Consider the following 16,164-nt stretch of genomic DNA (forward strand, 5'->3'; position numbering starts at 1 on the left):
GATGCCGCTCATGCAGACGCAAACCCCACTGACCCGAGACCTGGTGCTGATCGGCGGCGGACACTCTCATGCGCTGGTGCTGCTGAAATGGGGAATGCAGCCGCTGCCCGGCACGCGGGTCACGGTGATCAATCCCGGACCCACAGCGCCTTATTCGGGGATGCTGCCGGGCCATATCGCCGGGCACTACTCGCGCGATGAGCTTGAGATTGATCTGGTTCGCCTGGCCCGCTTCGCCGGAGCGCGCGTGATCCTGGACCGCGCGGTCGGGCTGGATGCCACTGCCAAGACGATAACCCTGCAGGACGGACGGGAAATTGCCTATGATGTTGCCTCGATCGACGTGGGCATCACCTCGGAATTGCCGCAACTGCCGGGGTTTTCCCAGCATGCCATTGGCGCCAAGCCGCTGGATATCTATGCCGAGACCTGGGCGCAATATATCGACGCCGCCCAGCGGGACGGACATGCCCAGCCGGTGGCGGTGATCGGCGGGGGCGTCGCTGGGGTGGAGCTGGCGATGGCTATGGCCCACGCTTTGCGCGCAGCCACCGGCACCGCCGATGTCACACTGATCGAGGCCGGGGACACCATCCTTTCCGCCGATCCCACGCCGCGGCCGAAACTTGAAGAAGCACTTAAAGAAAATGGCGTAACCATCTGCACCAAAACTATTATTTCAGAGGTTACACCCGAAGGCCCCAAGCTTTCTTCGGGGAAGATCATCCCGGCGGGTCTGACCATTGGGGTCGCCGGAGCGCTGCCGCAACCTTGGTTGCAGGACACCGGTCTGCCCTTGCACGAAGGCTTTGTCATCGTCGAGCCTACGCTTCAGGTGCGCGGCCACCCGGACCTTTTTGCCGTGGGCGATTGCGCCCACCTGGACCATGCGCCGCGCCCCAAGGCCGGGGTCTATGCCGTACGGGCCGCGCCGATCTTGTTGGCAAACCTGCGCGCCGCGCTGACCGGACACCAGATGCGGCCTTTCAAACCTCAGAAAGATTACCTCAAGCTGATCTCGCTGGGCCGCAAATCCGCACTGGCCGAAAAATGGGGGCGCGTCTGGCAGGGCCCGTGGCTGTGGCGCATGAAAAACCGCATCGACCAGAAATTCATGACCATGTTCCGTGATTTGCCGGAAATGCCGGCGCCTCAGCTGCCGTCGCTCACCACGTTGGGCGTTGCCGAGACGGTTGGTGACGGACAGCCGATCTGTGGGGGCTGCGGCTCGAAAGTGGGGGCGCAGACGCTGGCCGGTGCATTGGCCGCCCTTCCCCAAGTGAAGCGCCCCGACGTTCTGACCGGGCGCGGAGACGACGCAGCCATTCTGCAGATTGGGTCGCAAAAACAAGTTCTTACCACCGACCACCTTAAGGCGTTTACCGAAGATCCGGCCCTGATGGCGCGGATCACGGCCGTACATGCGCTGGGGGATATCTGGTCGATGGGCGCAGAGCCCCAAGCGGTGCTGGCCAACGTGATCTTGCCGCGCATGTCGCCAGATTTACAGGCGCGGACCATGGCCGAAATCATGGGGGCGGCCTCGGACATGTTCGCGCAGGTCGGAGCCGAGATTGTTGGCGGGCACTCGACCCAAGGGCCCGAGATGACCATCGGGTTCACTGTCACCGGCTTGGTTCAGCACGCGATCACCCAAGCCGGAGCACAGCCCGGGGACGCGTTGATCCTGACCCGCCCGCTGGGCACCGGCGTACTGCTTGCCGCCGAGATGCAGGCCCGCGCCAATGGCCGCCATGTCGCGCGGATGCTGCAGGCCATGGCGCAACCGCAGACCCAAGCCGCTCTGATATTGCACAAAGCCCACGCGATGACCGACGTTACCGGCTTTGGTCTGGCCGGGCACCTGCAGGCGATTTGCGCGGCCTCGGGCGTCGGAGCCGAGCTGGATCTGGACGGTATCCTGACGTATGAGGGTGCGATTCAAATGTCTGAAATCGGCGTAAAATCAACACTCTACGAAAGCAACTTAAAGTCCTCCCCAGTGCTGAACGCCACCGGACCCAAGGCGACCCTGTTGCATGATCCACAAACGGCCGGGGGGCTTTTGGCCGCTGTGCCCGCAGATCAGGCCGATCGTTTGCTGTCCGATCTGCAGGCCCACAACATTCACGCCGCCCGCATCGGACGGATCATCGAGGCACCCGTCAGGCTGGTTTGTCGCTAAGCGCCGCGATCTGCGCGGCCGCGTCCTTCAGGTCGGGCGTCTTCAAGCTGGGCAAGTTCAGCCCTAGCAGCGGCGCCCCGGCCCTGCGCGAGGACCGACGATAACTTGGATCATAGTGGTGCTGCACCAGGTCGGCAGCCAGATCGGCAAAGGCGCCTTTGGCAGACAATTCGCGCCACTTGGCGATCGCTTCATGGCCATGGAATTGTGCCAGAACGCCCAGCTTGTCATCCAGTACCGCAGCGTCCTGCATCAGGTCCGCATAGGCCTCCACCAAATAGTCGGCGCGAGCCTGAAGCGGCGCGCTGACATGCACATGCGCCGCCCCCAGCATGGCCCGCCACAGGCTCGGCGGCAGGATTCTGGCACCGATCTTATAGCTTTCGGCCTCGATGAACACGGGGCGCGCGGGGTCCATATCCACCAGCGCCATAGCGATCCGCGATTCGAAAGCCTTTTGCGAGGGCTGCCCTCCGGCCATGCCACCCAGAAGCGAGCCTCGGTGCTGTGCCAACCCCTCCAGGTCCAGCACCTGCTGACCCATCTCGGCCAGATGCCCCAGAATCCGGGTCTTGGCGGTGCCGGTTCCCCCGTCCAGCAAAATCACGCGAAGCGGCAAAGGATCGTCATACATCGCCCGCACCACCAAGCGGCGATAGGACTTGTAACCACCATCAATCAACCCAACCCGCCAGCCGATCTGCGCCAGGATCGATGCGAACGAGCCTGACCGCTGCCCGCCGCGCCAGCAATAGACCAATGGGCGCCACGATCCGGGGCGGTCCGCCAGGGGGCCTTGCAGGTGAGTCGCGGCATTGCGGGCAACAAGCGCTGCACCCAGTTTGCGGGCTAGGAACGGGTCCTGCTGCACATAGACCGTGCCAACCTCGGCGCGTTCGGCATCCGACAAAACCGGCAGTGAAATCGCGCCGGGCACGTGATCCTCGGCGAATTCGGCCGGGGCGCGCACGTCAATGATGTCATCAAAAGGCAGCGTTTTCAGGTCTTTGAGCGAGGCAAGCGTCTGTTTCATCCCCTTGTTCTACGCCAGCGCGCGCCCACAGACCAGAGCGCCCGATTTTCGGACAGGACCCAACGTCAATCGCGGAATTCAATAACTTATCAAAAAACTCAACTTGACTATTCCGACTTATTTAGTCAGATAAATGCCATCCAGCCAGCCGCGCCTGCGGTCAGCCCGAATGTGACACACTTACAAATGGGACGTCCGTTATGAGAAACGCGCAAATCTTTGTGGCCGGACACCCCCCGCGTTCCAGCGGGCTGGCCAATGAAAAATCCATCCGTCGCCTGATGACCGAGGCCGGCATGTCCGCTGGCATCTGTCTGGAATGGCTGCTTGACCGCTTTGAACATTCAGAGGCCGGACGATGACAGACATGTGCATGAACCGCGAAGGCGCGACCGACATCCTTGATGGACTACCCGTGCACTATGCCCAGGATCTGACCAAGGGCGGCACGCAGGCCCGGATCATTCTGGGCGATCAGGTTTACAGCCTGCGGATCACCCGCGCGGGCAAACTGATCCTGACCAAGTAACCAACACTTAGCGAACAGAAAGACATTCCCATGAAACGCTCCATCCAGGCCGCATCGGCGCTGGCAGTAAGCTTCAGTGCAACCGGCGTTGTCGCCGAAACTCCTTCGGCCTCGGCGGTTCTGACCACCTACGCGAACATCGCCCATGCCAAGTACGAGGACAGCCTGACCACCGCGAAGGCGCTGCAAACCGCCATCGAGGCGCTGATCGCTGCCCCCTCGGATCAGACACTGGCCGCGGCGCGCGCCGCCTGGCTGGCCGCGCGCAACCCCTATCAACAGACCGAGGTGTTCCGGTTCGGCAATGCAATCGTTGATGACTGGGAAGGCAAGGTGAACGCCTGGCCGCTGGACGAGGGCCTGATCGACTATGTGGATGCGTCCTATGGCGGGGCCACGGATGAGAACGAATATGCCGTACTGAACGTCATCGCCACGCCGAAATTCACATTGGGTGGCAAGGAGGTCGATGCGCGGGTCATCACGCCTGCGCTGCTGGAAAACGCCCTGCAAGAGGCGGACGGCGTGGAAAGCAACGTGGCCACCGGGTATCACGCGATTGAATTTCTGCTGTGGGGGCAAGACCTTAACGGCACCGGCCCCGGAGCCGGCAACCGCCCGGCAACGGATTTCGCAGTGGGTGACGCCTGCACGAACGGCAATTGCGACCGCCGCGGCGCCTACCTGACCGCCGCAACCGACCTGCTGGTTAGCGATCTGGAATGGATGGTGGCTCAGTGGTCCGAAGGGGGCGCTGCGCGTGAAACTGTTCTGGCCGACGAAACCGCTGGTCTCAGCGCCATCCTGACCGGTATGGGCAGCCTCTCTTACGGCGAACAAGCCGGCGAGCGGATGCGTCTGGGCCTGCTGCTGAATGACCCCGAGGAAGAGCATGATTGCTTCTCGGACAACACCCACAACAGCCATTTCTATGATGGTCAGGGCATCCAGAATGTCTATTTGGGCAGCTATACCCGCATCGATGGCTCTGTCGTCGAAGGCCCCGCGCTGACCGATCTGGTTGCCGCCACTGACGCGGCCTTGGACACCGAGATGAAGACCAAACTGGCCACCACGATGCAGGCCCTTGGCGCGCTGAAATCGGCAGCAGACGGCGGATTTGCCTATGACCAGATGCTTGAACGCGGCAACGCAAAGGGCGAGGCCCTGATCATGGGAGGCGTGAACGGCCTGATCGACCAGACCAAATCGATCGAGCGCGTCGTCGTTGCCCTAGGTCTGGATGCGCTGGCGGTCGAAGGATCGGACAGCTTGGATAACCCCAACGCTGTGTTCGAATAACAAGGCGCCCCGTCACCCCCGGAACCCCGTGTCTGTCAACCGGCCGGGGGTGACACATTTCCCTTTGGCTGCCCCAGACGAAAGACGCCCTGCATCATGCCTTGTTCCCTTGCCCTTCGCACCCTTTGGGGTGCGTTCGCCCTTTTCGGGGCGGTGCTGACGGTGCCCTCGGTCGGGGGGGCGGGTCAGGGCCAGCGTAACGATCAGGATACCGCTCGGATCGCGACGGCGATGAAGATCACACCCGGTCAGGTGAACAGGTTCGAGGCAAACCCCGGCGGTAAACTCACCGTGCATGGCGATCTGGGCGCGGGTGCCCTGTCGCATCCCATGCCGGGCCTAACGCCCGAGGCGAAGTTGGACCTTGCGCTGGGACAGGCCGTTTTCGAAAAGCTGTGGGTATCATCACCCTCCTCGACCAAGGCTTCGGACGGGCTGGGCCCGCTTTACAACGCGCGCAACTGCGCCGCCTGCCATCCGGGCCAAGGGCGTGCAAAAGGCCCGGATGGGGACGGCCCCCTGCCCGTCGGCCTTGTGCTGCGCCTGTCCGTGCACGGCGGACCTGACCGCGCCGAGATCGAGGGTTATCTGGCCACTCAGGACCATCCGAAATTCGGAGGCCAGTTGCAGCCTGAAACCACCGCTGGACTGACCTCTGAGGGCAGGCCCGAGGTCCGGTACACGCACCACTCGGTCACGCTGGCAGACGGGGTCCAAGTTCCCATGCGAAGGCCGCTCTATCAGGTTCAGACTCTGCCCAGGGACATTCTGATCAGCCCCCGTCTGGCACCCAGCTTGCAGGGGATGGGCCTGATCGACGCCATCCGCGTCGCTGATATTCTGGCCGGGGCCGACCCGGATGACGCTAACGGCGATGGCATCAGCGGACGTGCGAATATGGTGATCTCGGCCCAAAGCGGCCAGACAAGTGTCGGCCGCTTCGGCTGGAAGGCCGAGATCGGTAGCCTGACAGAACAGGTGGCCGACGCTTTTGCCCATGACATTGGCATCTCGACCCCGCTTTTCCCGGATCCCTGGGGCGATTGCACCGCGCAGCAGACAGCCTGCCGCGCAGCGCCGCATGGCGATCAGGACGCGCGGGGAACCGAGGCGGACATGACCGCTCTGAACCTGACAACACATTTCGTGGCCGCGCTGGCGGTGCCGGCCCGCGCCGCAGCCCCCGAAACCGTCATCGCAGGCCGAGATCTGTTCGTTGCAGCCGGCTGCGCGGCCTGCCACACACCGGCCTTTGTCACGCAGCGGCGCGCAGGTGATCCGCGCGGGTTTCAGATGATTTGGCCCTACTCGGACTTTTTGCTGCACGACATGGGGCCGGATCTTGCTGATGGGCGCCCCGCCAGCCGCGCCTCGGGTTCCGAGTGGCGCACCCCGCCGCTTTGGGGTATTGGGCGCGTGAAACAGGTCACGGGGACCGAACACTTCTTGCATGACGGACGCGCCCGCACCCTGACCGAGGCGATCTTGTGGCACGGAGGCGAAGCCCAGCAAGCCCGAGACCGCTTTGTAAGCCTGCCCGCCCCGGACCGGGACGCTCTGATTGCCTTTTTGGAAAGCCTGTGATGCTGAAACCCTTGTTGCTTGCCGCCATTGTCCTTGTGCCCCTGCCCGCGCTGGCGCAAACACCCGTGTCGAAAACTGCGGTCGACGCGCATATCCTGCCGGGGTTCACCGCGCTCGAGGATGCCTCGCGCCGGATGGCCGAGGCCGCCAAGGCCGACTGCGCCCCCGACTCGGAACAGTTGCGCCGCGCCTGGGGACTGGCCTTTGATCATTGGATCCGCGTCAGCCACCTGCGCTTTGGACCAACCGAAAGCGACAACCGCGCCTTTGCGCTGGCCTATTGGCCCGACAGTCGCGGCAAAACCCCCAAGGCGCTGGCGCAGATGATCGCCACGACCGACCCGATCATCACCACTCCGGGGGGCGTTGCGTCGCTTTCGATTGCAGCGCGCGGGTACTATGCGCTGGAATTTCTGCTGTATGATCCGGCTTTTCGTGCGGACCCCACCTATGGCTGCGCCCTGATCCGCGCCCTGACGGCGGATATCGCGGCCACCAGCCATTCCATCGCGCAGGACTGGCGCGGCAGTTACGGCGCATTGATGAAGGCTCCGGGACAGGATTACAGCCCCTATCGCAGCACCGAGGAAGTCCACCAAGAGCTGTTCAAAGCCCTGTCAGCGGGCCTTGAGTTTACCTCGGACACGCGTCTGGGCCGCCCCTTGGGCACGTTTGACCGCCCTCGCCCCAACCGCGCCGAGGCCCGCCGCTCGGGTCGGTCATTGCGCCATGTGGTGCTGTCGCTGACCGCCCTGCGTGATCTGGCGTTGATCCTGTCGGCGGGTGATGACAGCCTGTCGGCCGATATCGCCAACGCCTTTGACGCCGTCATCACGCAAGCCACCGCTCTTGAGGATCCGGTGTTTGCCGGGGTCAACGATCCTTCGGGGCGGCTACAGATCGAAATCCTGAAGCAAGACATCGACCTGATCCGCGAACAGCAGCTGGCCAATATTGGGGCCAAGCTGGGCGTCGCGGCGGGTTTCAACGCGCTGGACGGGGACTGACATGACCACAAGACGCGGATTTCTGGCCGGACTTCTGGCCGCCAGCCTAAGCCCCAGCGTCAGCTGGGCCGATCTGGGCGGTCCGCGCTATCTGTCGGCCGCAAAAACGGCAAAGGGCTATGCCCTGATCGGGCTGGACGCGTCCGCAAAGCCCATTTTCCGGGTTCCGATGCCGGGTCGGGGCCATGCCGCCGCCGCCCATCCCCACCAGGCCGAGGTCGTCGCCTTTGCGCGCCGCCCGGGCACCTTTGCCCAGGTCATCGACTGCGCCACCGGCACCGTCAAAGCCCAGCTGCACAGCCCCGAGGGGCGGCACTTCTATGGCCATGGCGTGTTCTCGGCTGATGGGCAGATGCTCTTCACCCCGGAAAATGACTATGAGCAAGGCACGGGCCGGATCGCCATCTGGGACCGGACCCGCGGATACCGGCGCATTGGTGATTTCAGCTCGGGCGGGGTTGGGCCGCATGACATGCTGCACCTGCCGGGAACTGATACATTCGTGATCGCCAATGGCGGCATCGACACCCATCCCGAAAGCGGCCGCACCGCGCTGAACCTGCCCTCGATGCGGGCGAACCTTGCGCTTGTTTCAGCCAGCGGAGAGCTGCTGGAAATCACCCAGCTGCCGCCCGAGCTGCGGCTGAACTCGATCCGGCACCTGTCGGTTCGGTCCGACGGGATGGTTGGATTTGCGATGCAATGGCAAGGGGATAGCACCCGCCACCCTGCCCTGGTCGGGACTTACCTGCCCGGCAGCGACGCCGCGCCCGTTCTGGGGCAAGCCCCCGAAGTTCTGCACCGCGCGATGAAGGGCTATGCCGGTTCGATCGCGTTCTCGCGCGATGGCGCGCAGGTGGCGATCAGCTCGCCGCGCGGGGGGATGATCCATGTGTTCGAAGCCGCCACCGGCGCCTTTGACTGGCATGTCACCGAAGAAGACGTCTGCGGCCTGAACCGCGGCCCCGGCGGCTTTGTGGCCACTGCGGGGACCGGCCGGATCATCGGTTTTGATGGCCCCGAACAGCGCCAGATCGCCCAGGCCGATCTGGCCTGGGACAATCACCTGATCCGCATCTAGGCCATACTCGGCAACCACAGGACGATAGCTGGGAATGCGACGAGCAGAGCGATTGTGATGGCGTCTGCGATGAAGAAGGGGGTGACGCCTTTGAAGACGTCCTGCACGCTCAGGTCGTCGCGCACGCCGGCGACGACAAAGCAGTTCAGCCCGATGGGCGGCGTGATCAGGCAGAACTCGGCCATTTTCACCACCAGGATACCGAACCAGATTGCGCACATCGGCCCGGACATGCCAAAGCTGCTGTCGGCGGCGCTGACGAACTCGCCCCCGTTCAGGGCCATGACCGCCGGGTAGACCACCGGCAGGGTCAGCAGCAGCATCCCGATCGCATCCATGAACATGCCCAGCACCGCATAGGCCAGCAGGATGCACACAAGGATCAGCATCGGCGACATGGTGAGCGAGGTGATCCAGTTCGCGAAGGCCCCCGGCAGGTCGGCAAAGCCAAGGAAGCGCACGTAAATCAGCACGCCCCAGATGATGGTAAAGATCATCACGCTCAGCTTGGCGGTCTCCAAAAGGGCGTCCTTCAGCTGCGGCCAGCGCATGCCCTGATACAGCGCCATCACGAAGACGACAAAGGCGCCGATCGCCCCGCCCTCGGTCGGGGTGCCCCAGGCGTCACCGCCGAAGGGGTTGTAAACAAAGAAGATAATCGTCACCACGACAAAGACGATAGGCAGCGCGGGCGGCAAGGACACGAAGCGCTCTTTCCAGGTAAAGCCGCGCACGGGCGGGCCGAACCCCTTGATCGTGACGGCCATGCCGATGATCAGCAGCCCATAGATCAGCGCCGAGAACGCCCCGGGAATAAAGCCCGCCAGCAGCAGCTTGCCCACGTCCTGCTCCACGATGATCGCATAGATCACCAGGATGGCCGAGGGCGGAATAAGGCTGGCCAGCGTGCCCCCCGCGGCCACGACGCCTGCGGCAAAGCGCTTGTCATAGCCGATTTTCAGCATTTCAGGGATGGCGATACGGGCAAAGACAGCCGAGGTCGCGACCGAGGCACCCGAAACGGCGGCAAACCCCGCCGTGGCGAACACGGTCGACACCGCCAGCCCCCCCGGCACCCAGGCCAGCCAGCGCTTGGCGGCCTCGAACAGGGCCTTGGTCAGCCCCGCGTAATAGGCCAGGTATCCGATCAGGATAAAGGTGGGAATAAGGCTCAGCGCCTGGCTCGAGATCTTCGAATGCGGCACCTGCCCCGCGGTCTTGACGGCAATCCCCAAAGCCTTGCCGAACCGGCTGGGATCATAGCCGAACTTGGCCCAGAATATCCAAACCAGCCCAACCATCCCCGCAATGCCAGCCGCAAACGCAACACGCATCCCAAGAACAACCAGCAAAAGCAAACCACCAGAGACAACAAGACCTATTTCAATCGGTTCCATCAGCGGCGCTCCTTGAGGTCATCGACAGGATCAGCGTCGCTTAGCAGGCTTGCCTCTTCGGCGGCCTGTGCGGCAGCGGACAGGACCAGCGGCACGGCAACGGGCTCGACCAGGCCCAGCACAAAAGCGCGCCCATACCCCCAAAGCTGCAGAACCAGGCGAAGGCACAGAACGCTGAAAGCAACGGGCGCAAGCAGTTTCGCGGGCCAGATCGGGATGCCGATATCGATCGAGCTGTCGCGGCTCCAGAAAGGCGCGGCGAAATCAAAACTGCGTTGGAAATGTTCCCAGCTGCCCCAGACCAAAAGCGCCATCAGGATCAGCGTGGCCAGGGCCGTGATGAACTCGGCCGCCCACAAGGTCCGGCCAGACAGCTGCCCCACCAGCATGTCCATGCGAATATGCCCGCCGTCGCGCTGGGTGTAAGCGATGCCCATGAACGCGATCAACGGCATGATTTGCTCGATCCAGTCCACGTATCCGGGCAGCGGCATATTCATGGTGTTGCGCCCGCCCACGGAAATGACCGCCAGCACCATCAGCGAAAACACCGCCACGCCGCTGACCAAGGCCAGAACGGTCTCGATCTTGTGTAACCCGCGGTCTAGACGACTGAGTGTCGAGCCGTCCTCAAGCACCGATGCAGAACCTGCCATGCATCCCCCTGTTTTCTGCCCTTTTTCGGGCTATTTTGCTGTCTCTGAAATGCAGACCGCCCGAGGGTCTAAGCCTTCGGGCGGATTGGAGTTACTTGCGGGTCTCGGCCAGTGTGGTCACGACCGTGTCATACAGCCCCTGCGCGTCAATGCCCTGCGCGGACATATCGGCCAGCCACTTTTCGCGGATCGGATCAGCGGCAGCGGCGCGGAACTTGGCCAACTCGGCCTCGGAGATCATGACCTTGGTCACGTTCTTTTCAGCCAAAACTGTATCCCACTTTGCCAGCAGGGCGCCATAGTTGGCCAGATAGTGATCCAGCGCCTCGTCGATCGACCCATCCAGAGCGGCGCGTTCCGCATCCGACAGCGCGTCATAGGCATCGGTGTTCACCACGACCGGGCAGTTCACCGTGCCCGGATTCAGGTTCGCGGTCCACCAGGTGGCCTGATCAATGGTACGGAAGGCAAAATGCGCGTGCTGGGCAAAAGCCACAGTATCCACCACGCCGCTTTCCATGGCGCTATACGCCTCGGTCGCGGTCACAGAGGTGGGCACGGCGCCAACGGTTTTGAACGCCTGCCCGATGCCACCCGTTGCGCGGACACGCATGCCCTCCATCTTGGCAAGAGTATCGCGCGGCTCGCCGGTGCCAACGATGTTGTATTGCGGCATGGGCGAAGGCATCAGCAGCTTGGCGTTCCAACGTGCCAGATCTTTTTGCGCGGCCGGATGGGCATAGACCGCGCGGGCCACGGCAACTTCTTCTTCCAAGGTGTTCACACCGATGAAGGGCAACTCCAACACGGTGATGGTTGGGTTTTTGTCACGGTGATAACCCGCGCAGAACTGAGCCATCTCGAAGGCACCGATGGAAATCCCATCCAGGTTTTCCTTGTTCTTGGACAGACCGCCATAGCTGATGTTCATGGTGAACTCGCCATTGGTCTTTGCGCTGACCAGCTCGGCCAGTTTTTCGATATGTTCGGTAAAGGCGCGGCGTTTGCCCCAGACGGACACGTTCCATTCGGTTGCCACAGCCTCGGTTGCAAAGCCAAAAGCAAGCGCCGCGATTGCGGCCCTGGTCATCAGTTTATTCATGTTTTTCCTCCCTGTGTGCGGCACGTTCACCACCGCTACGACAGGAAGGCTAGCACAGGTGCGCGCACCTGCCAAGGAAATCATGCGAAATATACTTCCGCATACCGGGAATGAAAGGGGCGCTTGCGCGCGCCCCTTACCCCGAGGCCGCAAGCAGTTGCGCGTTGCCCCCTGCTGCGGTGGTGTCGATGCAGATGTGACGCTCGATCCGGCAGCGCGCGGCCAGATCATCCCCGGTCGACAGCCCGATCAGCGCACCGGTACGGTCAGCCAAGGCCTGACGAGCGGCGATGATATCTGCATCATCGGCCCACAAGGCAACAAGGGCCATGCCCGACAGCTGCGACAGTGCCTCGCGCGGAAGGAACCCATCCAGCCCCAGATCGGCCGAGCCCCCCGGCACCACAGCCAGGGCCGGACAGCCGTTCTGACGCGCGATCTGCACCTGTTGCGCCGCGGCCTGAGGCGTGGGCCCCAGACACAGAACCACGCCGCGCCCATAGGTGCTTAGCCGGTTGGATTCGCCGGTGGGTCCGGGCAAATCCTGAACGCTCAGCTTGGCCGGGATCTCTTGCGCCAAGGCCTGCAGCGCGGTTTGCACCTGCGTGATGTCCGCGTCGCCCCCCTGCGTTGCCGGCAGTGACTGACGATCCGCACGCGTAAACCGAGGCAGATAGGCCGGCCCGCCCGCCTTGGGCCCCGTGCCCGACAGCCCCTCGCCGCCGAAGGGCTGAGAGCCGACAATGGCGCCGATCTGGTTGCGGTTCACATAAAGGTTGCCCACGTGCACCCGGTTGGCGACCTGCTCGACCCGCCCATCGATCCGGGTGTGCAGCCCAAAGGTCAGGCCAAAACCCGTGGCGTTCACGTCGTCGACGACCTGGTCGATCTGTTCAGCCTTGAAAGTGGCCACATGCAGCACGGGCCCAAAGATCTCGCGCTCAAGATCGGCGATACTGTCCACGCGGATCACGGTGGGCGCGATGAAATGACCGCCCTCTGGGGCCGTCAGTTCTTTCAGCACATCACCCCGGCCGCGCGCGTCCGCGATATAGCCAGCGAAATCTGCCTGCGCACGGGCGTCGATCACCGGGCCCACGTCGGTGGAATGGTGCCACGGATCACCCAGGGACAGCTCGTCCATGGCGCCGTACAGCATCGGCAGCAGCGTGCCTGCCACGTCCTCTTGGACATACAGGCACCGCAGCGCCGAGCACCGCTGACCGGCCGACTGGAACGCCGAGGCCACGATATCGCGCACCGCCTGTTCGGGCAGCGCGGTGCTGTCCACGATCATCGCGTTCAGACCTCCGGTTTCAGCGATCAGGCTGGCATCGGGCTGCGCGCCCTGGGCCATCGTGCGGTTGATCCGCTGTGCCGTCGCCGTCGATCCGGTGAAACAAACGCCGCTGATCTGGGCGCTGCCGGTCAGAACAGGCCCCAATGCGCCCCCCTGCCCCGGCAGAAGTTGCAGCGCCGCCACGGGCACACCCGCCTGATGCATAAGCTGCGTGGCCCGGGTGGCAATCAGGCCGGTTGCCTCGGCTGGTTTGGCCAGCACCGCGTTGCCCGCAGCCAATGCCGCTGCGATCTGTCCAGTGAAGATCGCCAAGGGGAAGTTCCAAGGAGAAATACAGCTGACAACGCCGCGCGCAGGAGCCGACAGATGAGCCGCCTGAGAGGCGTAATAGCGCAGAAAATCGACCGCCTCGCGCAGTTCGCCAATCGCGTCATTCGGGGTCTTGCCGGCCTCGCGGGCCAGCAGGGCGAACAGTTCGCCATGATGCGATTCAAAAAGATCTGCCGCTGCGTTCAACGCTGCGGCGCGCGCGGCAACAGGGGCCTGCCAGGGCTGGGCGTCCTGCAAAGCCTGTTCGGCCTGGGCGGCGCTTGCCTCGGTCAGTTGGCCCACCACATCCGAAGGGGCCGCGGGGTTCACAACCTGCACCTGCGTGCCCTGCACAACGGGGCTGACCGTCAAAGGCCCGCCCTGCCACTGCGCCGCGTGGAACGGTGCGCGGGCGGCCTCGAGTGCTTCCAGATCCAGGGCATCCTCAAGGTCCCAGCCGCGGGCATTGTCGCGCTCGGGCGCGAACAGATCACTTGGCGCGACCACCCCCGGCGCGGGACCGTCGCCCAGCGCGTCAAAGGGATCGGCCACCACGATTTCGGGTGCGACCTCGGGGTCTACGATCTGGTTCACGAACGAGGAGTTCGCGCCGTTTTCAAGCAAGCGCCGCACCAGATAGGCCAAAAGGTCGCGATGCGCCCCGACCGGAGCATAGATCCGGCAGCGGGTGCCGCTTTGGGTCATGACCAGATCGTGAAGCCCCTCGCCCATGCCATGTAGGCGCTGAAATTCAAAACTGCTTGGATCGTCCGCCATCTGCAGGATCATCGCGATGGAATGGGCGTTATGGGTGGCAAACTGCGGATAAACGCGGTCGGTCATGCTCAGCAGTTTCGACGCGCAGCAGATATAGGACACGTCCGTTGCGGCTTTGCGGGTGAAGACGGGGAAATGCTCCAGCCCCTCGACCTGAGAGCGCTTGATCTCGGTATCCCAATAGGCGCCTTTAACCAGGCGGACCATAATCTTGCGATCCAGCTTTTCGGCCAGCGCATACAGCCAGTCCAGCGTCGCGGCCGCGCGTTTGCCATAGGCCTGCACGACCACACCAAAACCATCCCAGCCAGCCAGACGCGGATCAGACAGAACGGCCTGGATCACGTCCAGCGACAGGTCCAGTCGGCCGGCCTCTTCTGCGTCGATGTTCAGACCCATGCCAGAGTCCTTGGCCGCCAGGGCCAGTTCAAGCGTCGCGGGGACCAGCTCGGCCATGACACGGGCGGTTTGGGCCACTTCATACCGCGGATGCAGAGCCGACAGTTTGATCGAGATACCGGGGTTCGACCGGATGTCCTGCGCCTTGGCCTCGCGGCCCAGCCGGTGGATCGCGTCAAGATAGGCGGCGTGATATTTCGCGGCATCGCGCGCGGTCAGCGCGGCCTCGCCCAGCATGTCATACGAGAAGGTATAACCCTGCCGCGCCCGAGCCTTGCCGCGCTTGAGCGCCTCGTCGATGGTCTGCCCCAAGACGAACTGCGCGCCCAGCTCTTTCATGGCGCGGGCGACCGCTGTGCGGATTACCGGCTCGCCCAGACGTTTGATGGCGCCGTGCAGGGTGGCGGCGATGCCCGGTTCCTGATCTTCTTGCAGCACCTTGCCCGTCAACATTAGCGCCCAGGTCGAGGCATTCACCAGCGACGAGGACGACTGGCCCAGGTGCGCGCCCCATTCCGAAGGGGCAATCTTGTCCTCGATCAGCTCGTCGATCGTGTCGCGGTCAGGCACGCGCAGCAAAGCTTCGGCCAGGCACATCAGGGCGATGCCCTCGCTGGTGGACAGGCCGTATTCGGACAGGAAAACCTCCATCAGGCCCATGTCGCCCTTCTCGCGCAGCCCTTTGACCATCAGCGTTGCCTGGGCAAAGGCCGATTGGCGCTGAGACTTGGCCGGCGCAAGCGCGTGAAGTTGTGTCAGGACCTGCGCCTCGGGCAGGTGTTGCTGCGCACGCACGGCTTGGCGCAGGGGCTCCAACGCTTGAGTAATGCGATCGGATGCGGTGAATTTGTCGGCAGCAAACATTGGCGCAGTCATTTCTGTGGCCCCTCTTGTTGGTGAAGTCTTGACCTGAGCCTAGCAAAGAATGCACAGTCATTTTGCCCGATTTTTCCAAAATCATGGCCGCAAATCCTGTAAATTGCCCCGAAATCAGGAGCTTTGAATGCAATACCTAGCGATCAACGACGATCTGGACCGCATCGATCTGAAAATCCTGAGCGTTCTGTCCACCGACGGCCGCATCGCCGTGACCGAACTGGCAAAACAGGTTGGCCTGTCCAAAAGCCCCTGTCAGGTCCGGCTGAAGCGGCTGCAGGAGGACGGCTATATACAAGGTTTCCGCGCGGTACTGGACGCGGGCAAGTTGGGGCTGGAACATGTTGCCTTTGCCGAGGTCAAGCTGACAGATACCACCGAAACCGCGCTAAGCGCCTTTAACGCCGCGGTGATGGACGTGCCCGAGATAGAACAGTGCCACATGATTGCCGGCTCGTTCGATTACCTGTTGAAGATACGCACCAGCGACATTCAAAGCTATCGGCGGGTGCTGGGCGAGGTGATCTCGGGGTTGCCCTATGTTGGCTCGACATCGACCCATGTGTCGATGCAATCGGTGAAAGATACGGCCCTGTAAGGGCTTGGCCATTTGCAACCGCCCGCCTA

At 63.2% G+C, this 16,164-nt stretch carries 13 protein-coding genes; 8 read left to right on the plus strand and 5 right to left on the minus strand.

Annotated elements, in window-relative coordinates; genetic code table 11:
• The first annotated feature begins 10 nt into the window (after nt 1–10).
• Complete coding sequence (gene selD / locus ACOQOQ_RS15055; protein ID WP_420567804.1) at nt 11–2,185, plus strand: selenide, water dikinase SelD; 2,175 nt, start codon at nt 11–13, stop codon at nt 2,183–2,185.
• Here selD and mnmH read toward each other — a convergent pair.
• Nucleotides 2,166–3,218 (minus strand): tRNA 2-selenouridine(34) synthase MnmH, encoded by a 1,053-nt coding sequence (gene mnmH / locus ACOQOQ_RS15060; protein ID WP_420567805.1) that lies wholly within the window; start codon nt 3,216–3,218, stop codon nt 2,166–2,168. The two genes, selD and mnmH, sit on opposite strands and share 20 nt — an antisense overlap.
• Before the next feature lie 200 nt (nt 3,219–3,418).
• Between mnmH and ACOQOQ_RS15065 the strand changes: the two genes are divergently transcribed.
• The 6 genes from ACOQOQ_RS15065 (at nt 3,419) to ACOQOQ_RS15090 (ending at nt 8,721) form a co-directional block, all read left to right on the plus strand.
• A complete protein-coding gene (locus tag ACOQOQ_RS15065) occupies nt 3,419–3,580 on the plus strand; it encodes a hypothetical protein (RefSeq protein WP_420567806.1) in 162 nt (53 codons plus the stop codon).
• A gap of 5 nt (nt 3,581–3,585) precedes the next feature.
• On the plus strand, nt 3,586–3,747 hold the full coding sequence (gene hemP / locus ACOQOQ_RS15070; protein ID WP_420569781.1) for a hemin uptake protein HemP: 162 nt from the start codon (nt 3,586–3,588) through the stop codon (nt 3,745–3,747).
• Between the two features lie 30 nt (nt 3,748–3,777).
• Nucleotides 3,778–5,049: an imelysin family protein gene (locus tag ACOQOQ_RS15075; protein WP_420567807.1), complete on the plus strand. Its 1,272-nt coding sequence runs from the start codon at nt 3,778–3,780 to the stop codon at nt 5,047–5,049.
• 96 nt (nt 5,050–5,145) lie between these two features.
• Nucleotides 5,146–6,633 (plus strand): di-heme oxidoredictase family protein, encoded by a 1,488-nt coding sequence (locus ACOQOQ_RS15080; RefSeq protein WP_420567808.1) that lies wholly within the window; start codon nt 5,146–5,148, stop codon nt 6,631–6,633.
• A complete protein-coding gene (locus tag ACOQOQ_RS15085; protein ID WP_420567809.1) occupies nt 6,633–7,640 on the plus strand; it encodes an imelysin family protein in 1,008 nt (335 codons plus the stop codon). Before ACOQOQ_RS15080 ends, ACOQOQ_RS15085 begins: the two co-directional genes overlap by 1 nt.
• A 1-nt stretch (nt 7,641) precedes the next feature.
• Nucleotides 7,642–8,721, plus strand: a complete 1,080-nt coding sequence (locus ACOQOQ_RS15090) for a DUF1513 domain-containing protein (protein ID WP_420567810.1) — start codon at nt 7,642–7,644, stop codon at nt 8,719–8,721.
• On the opposite strand, the gene ACOQOQ_RS15095 is transcribed toward ACOQOQ_RS15090, so the two are convergent.
• The 4 genes from ACOQOQ_RS15095 to putA all read right to left on the minus strand — a co-directional run bounded on the left by ACOQOQ_RS15095 (nt 8,718) and on the right by putA (nt 15,537).
• A complete protein-coding gene (locus tag ACOQOQ_RS15095; protein ID WP_420567811.1) occupies nt 8,718–10,118 on the minus strand; it encodes a TRAP transporter large permease in 1,401 nt (466 codons plus the stop codon). The genes ACOQOQ_RS15090 and ACOQOQ_RS15095 overlap by 4 nt on opposite strands.
• A complete protein-coding gene (locus ACOQOQ_RS15100; protein ID WP_420567812.1) occupies nt 10,118–10,774 on the minus strand; it encodes a TRAP transporter small permease subunit in 657 nt (218 codons plus the stop codon). Before ACOQOQ_RS15100 ends, ACOQOQ_RS15095 begins: the two co-directional genes overlap by 1 nt.
• Before the next feature lie 91 nt (nt 10,775–10,865).
• Nucleotides 10,866–11,876 carry a C4-dicarboxylate TRAP transporter substrate-binding protein gene (locus tag ACOQOQ_RS15105; RefSeq protein WP_420567813.1) on the minus strand — a complete coding sequence of 337 codons (1,011 nt, stop codon included), beginning with the start codon at nt 11,874–11,876 and terminating at the stop codon, nt 10,866–10,868.
• A 136-nt stretch (nt 11,877–12,012) separates the two neighbouring features.
• Nucleotides 12,013–15,537, minus strand: coding sequence for a bifunctional proline dehydrogenase/L-glutamate gamma-semialdehyde dehydrogenase PutA (putA, locus tag ACOQOQ_RS15110; protein WP_420567814.1), 3,525 nt, complete (start codon nt 15,535–15,537; stop codon nt 12,013–12,015).
• Nucleotides 15,538–15,664: 127 nt separating this feature from the next.
• Here putA and ACOQOQ_RS15115 point away from each other — a divergent pair, with 127 nt between their 5' ends.
• On the plus strand, nt 15,665–16,135 hold the full coding sequence (locus ACOQOQ_RS15115; protein WP_420567815.1) for an Lrp/AsnC family transcriptional regulator: 471 nt from the start codon (nt 15,665–15,667) through the stop codon (nt 16,133–16,135).
• Nucleotides 16,136–16,164: the final 29 nt, after the last annotated feature.

Origin of the sequence: Thalassovita sp., from assembly GCF_965218685.1 — a bacterium.
Taxonomy (GTDB): domain Bacteria; phylum Pseudomonadota; class Alphaproteobacteria; order Rhodobacterales; family Rhodobacteraceae; genus Thalassobius.

Excerpts from the sequence above, each read along its gene's own strand:
- putA (WP_420567814.1), bottom strand. The coding sequence starts at position 15,537 with ATGACTGCGCCAATGTTTGCTGCCGACAAATTCACCGCATCCGATCGC.
- ACOQOQ_RS15080 (WP_420567808.1), top strand. The coding sequence starts at position 5,146 with ATGCCTTGTTCCCTTGCCCTTCGCACCCTTTGGGGTGCGTTCGCCCTT.
- hemP (WP_420569781.1), top strand. The coding sequence starts at position 3,586 with ATGTGCATGAACCGCGAAGGCGCGACCGACATCCTTGATGGACTACCC.
- ACOQOQ_RS15115 (WP_420567815.1), top strand. The coding sequence starts at position 15,665 with ATGCAATACCTAGCGATCAACGACGATCTGGACCGCATCGATCTGAAA.
- ACOQOQ_RS15085 (WP_420567809.1), top strand. The coding sequence starts at position 6,633 with ATGCTGAAACCCTTGTTGCTTGCCGCCATTGTCCTTGTGCCCCTGCCC.
- mnmH (WP_420567805.1), bottom strand. The coding sequence starts at position 3,218 with ATGAAACAGACGCTTGCCTCGCTCAAAGACCTGAAAACGCTGCCTTTT.
- ACOQOQ_RS15090 (WP_420567810.1), top strand. The coding sequence starts at position 7,642 with ATGACCACAAGACGCGGATTTCTGGCCGGACTTCTGGCCGCCAGCCTA.
- selD (WP_420567804.1), top strand. The coding sequence starts at position 11 with ATGCAGACGCAAACCCCACTGACCCGAGACCTGGTGCTGATCGGCGGC.
- ACOQOQ_RS15095 (WP_420567811.1), bottom strand. The coding sequence starts at position 10,118 with ATGGAACCGATTGAAATAGGTCTTGTTGTCTCTGGTGGTTTGCTTTTG.
- ACOQOQ_RS15105 (WP_420567813.1), bottom strand. The coding sequence starts at position 11,876 with ATGAATAAACTGATGACCAGGGCCGCAATCGCGGCGCTTGCTTTTGGC.
- ACOQOQ_RS15100 (WP_420567812.1), bottom strand. The coding sequence starts at position 10,774 with ATGGCAGGTTCTGCATCGGTGCTTGAGGACGGCTCGACACTCAGTCGT.
- ACOQOQ_RS15075 (WP_420567807.1), top strand. The coding sequence starts at position 3,778 with ATGAAACGCTCCATCCAGGCCGCATCGGCGCTGGCAGTAAGCTTCAGT.
- ACOQOQ_RS15065 (WP_420567806.1), top strand. The coding sequence starts at position 3,419 with ATGAGAAACGCGCAAATCTTTGTGGCCGGACACCCCCCGCGTTCCAGC.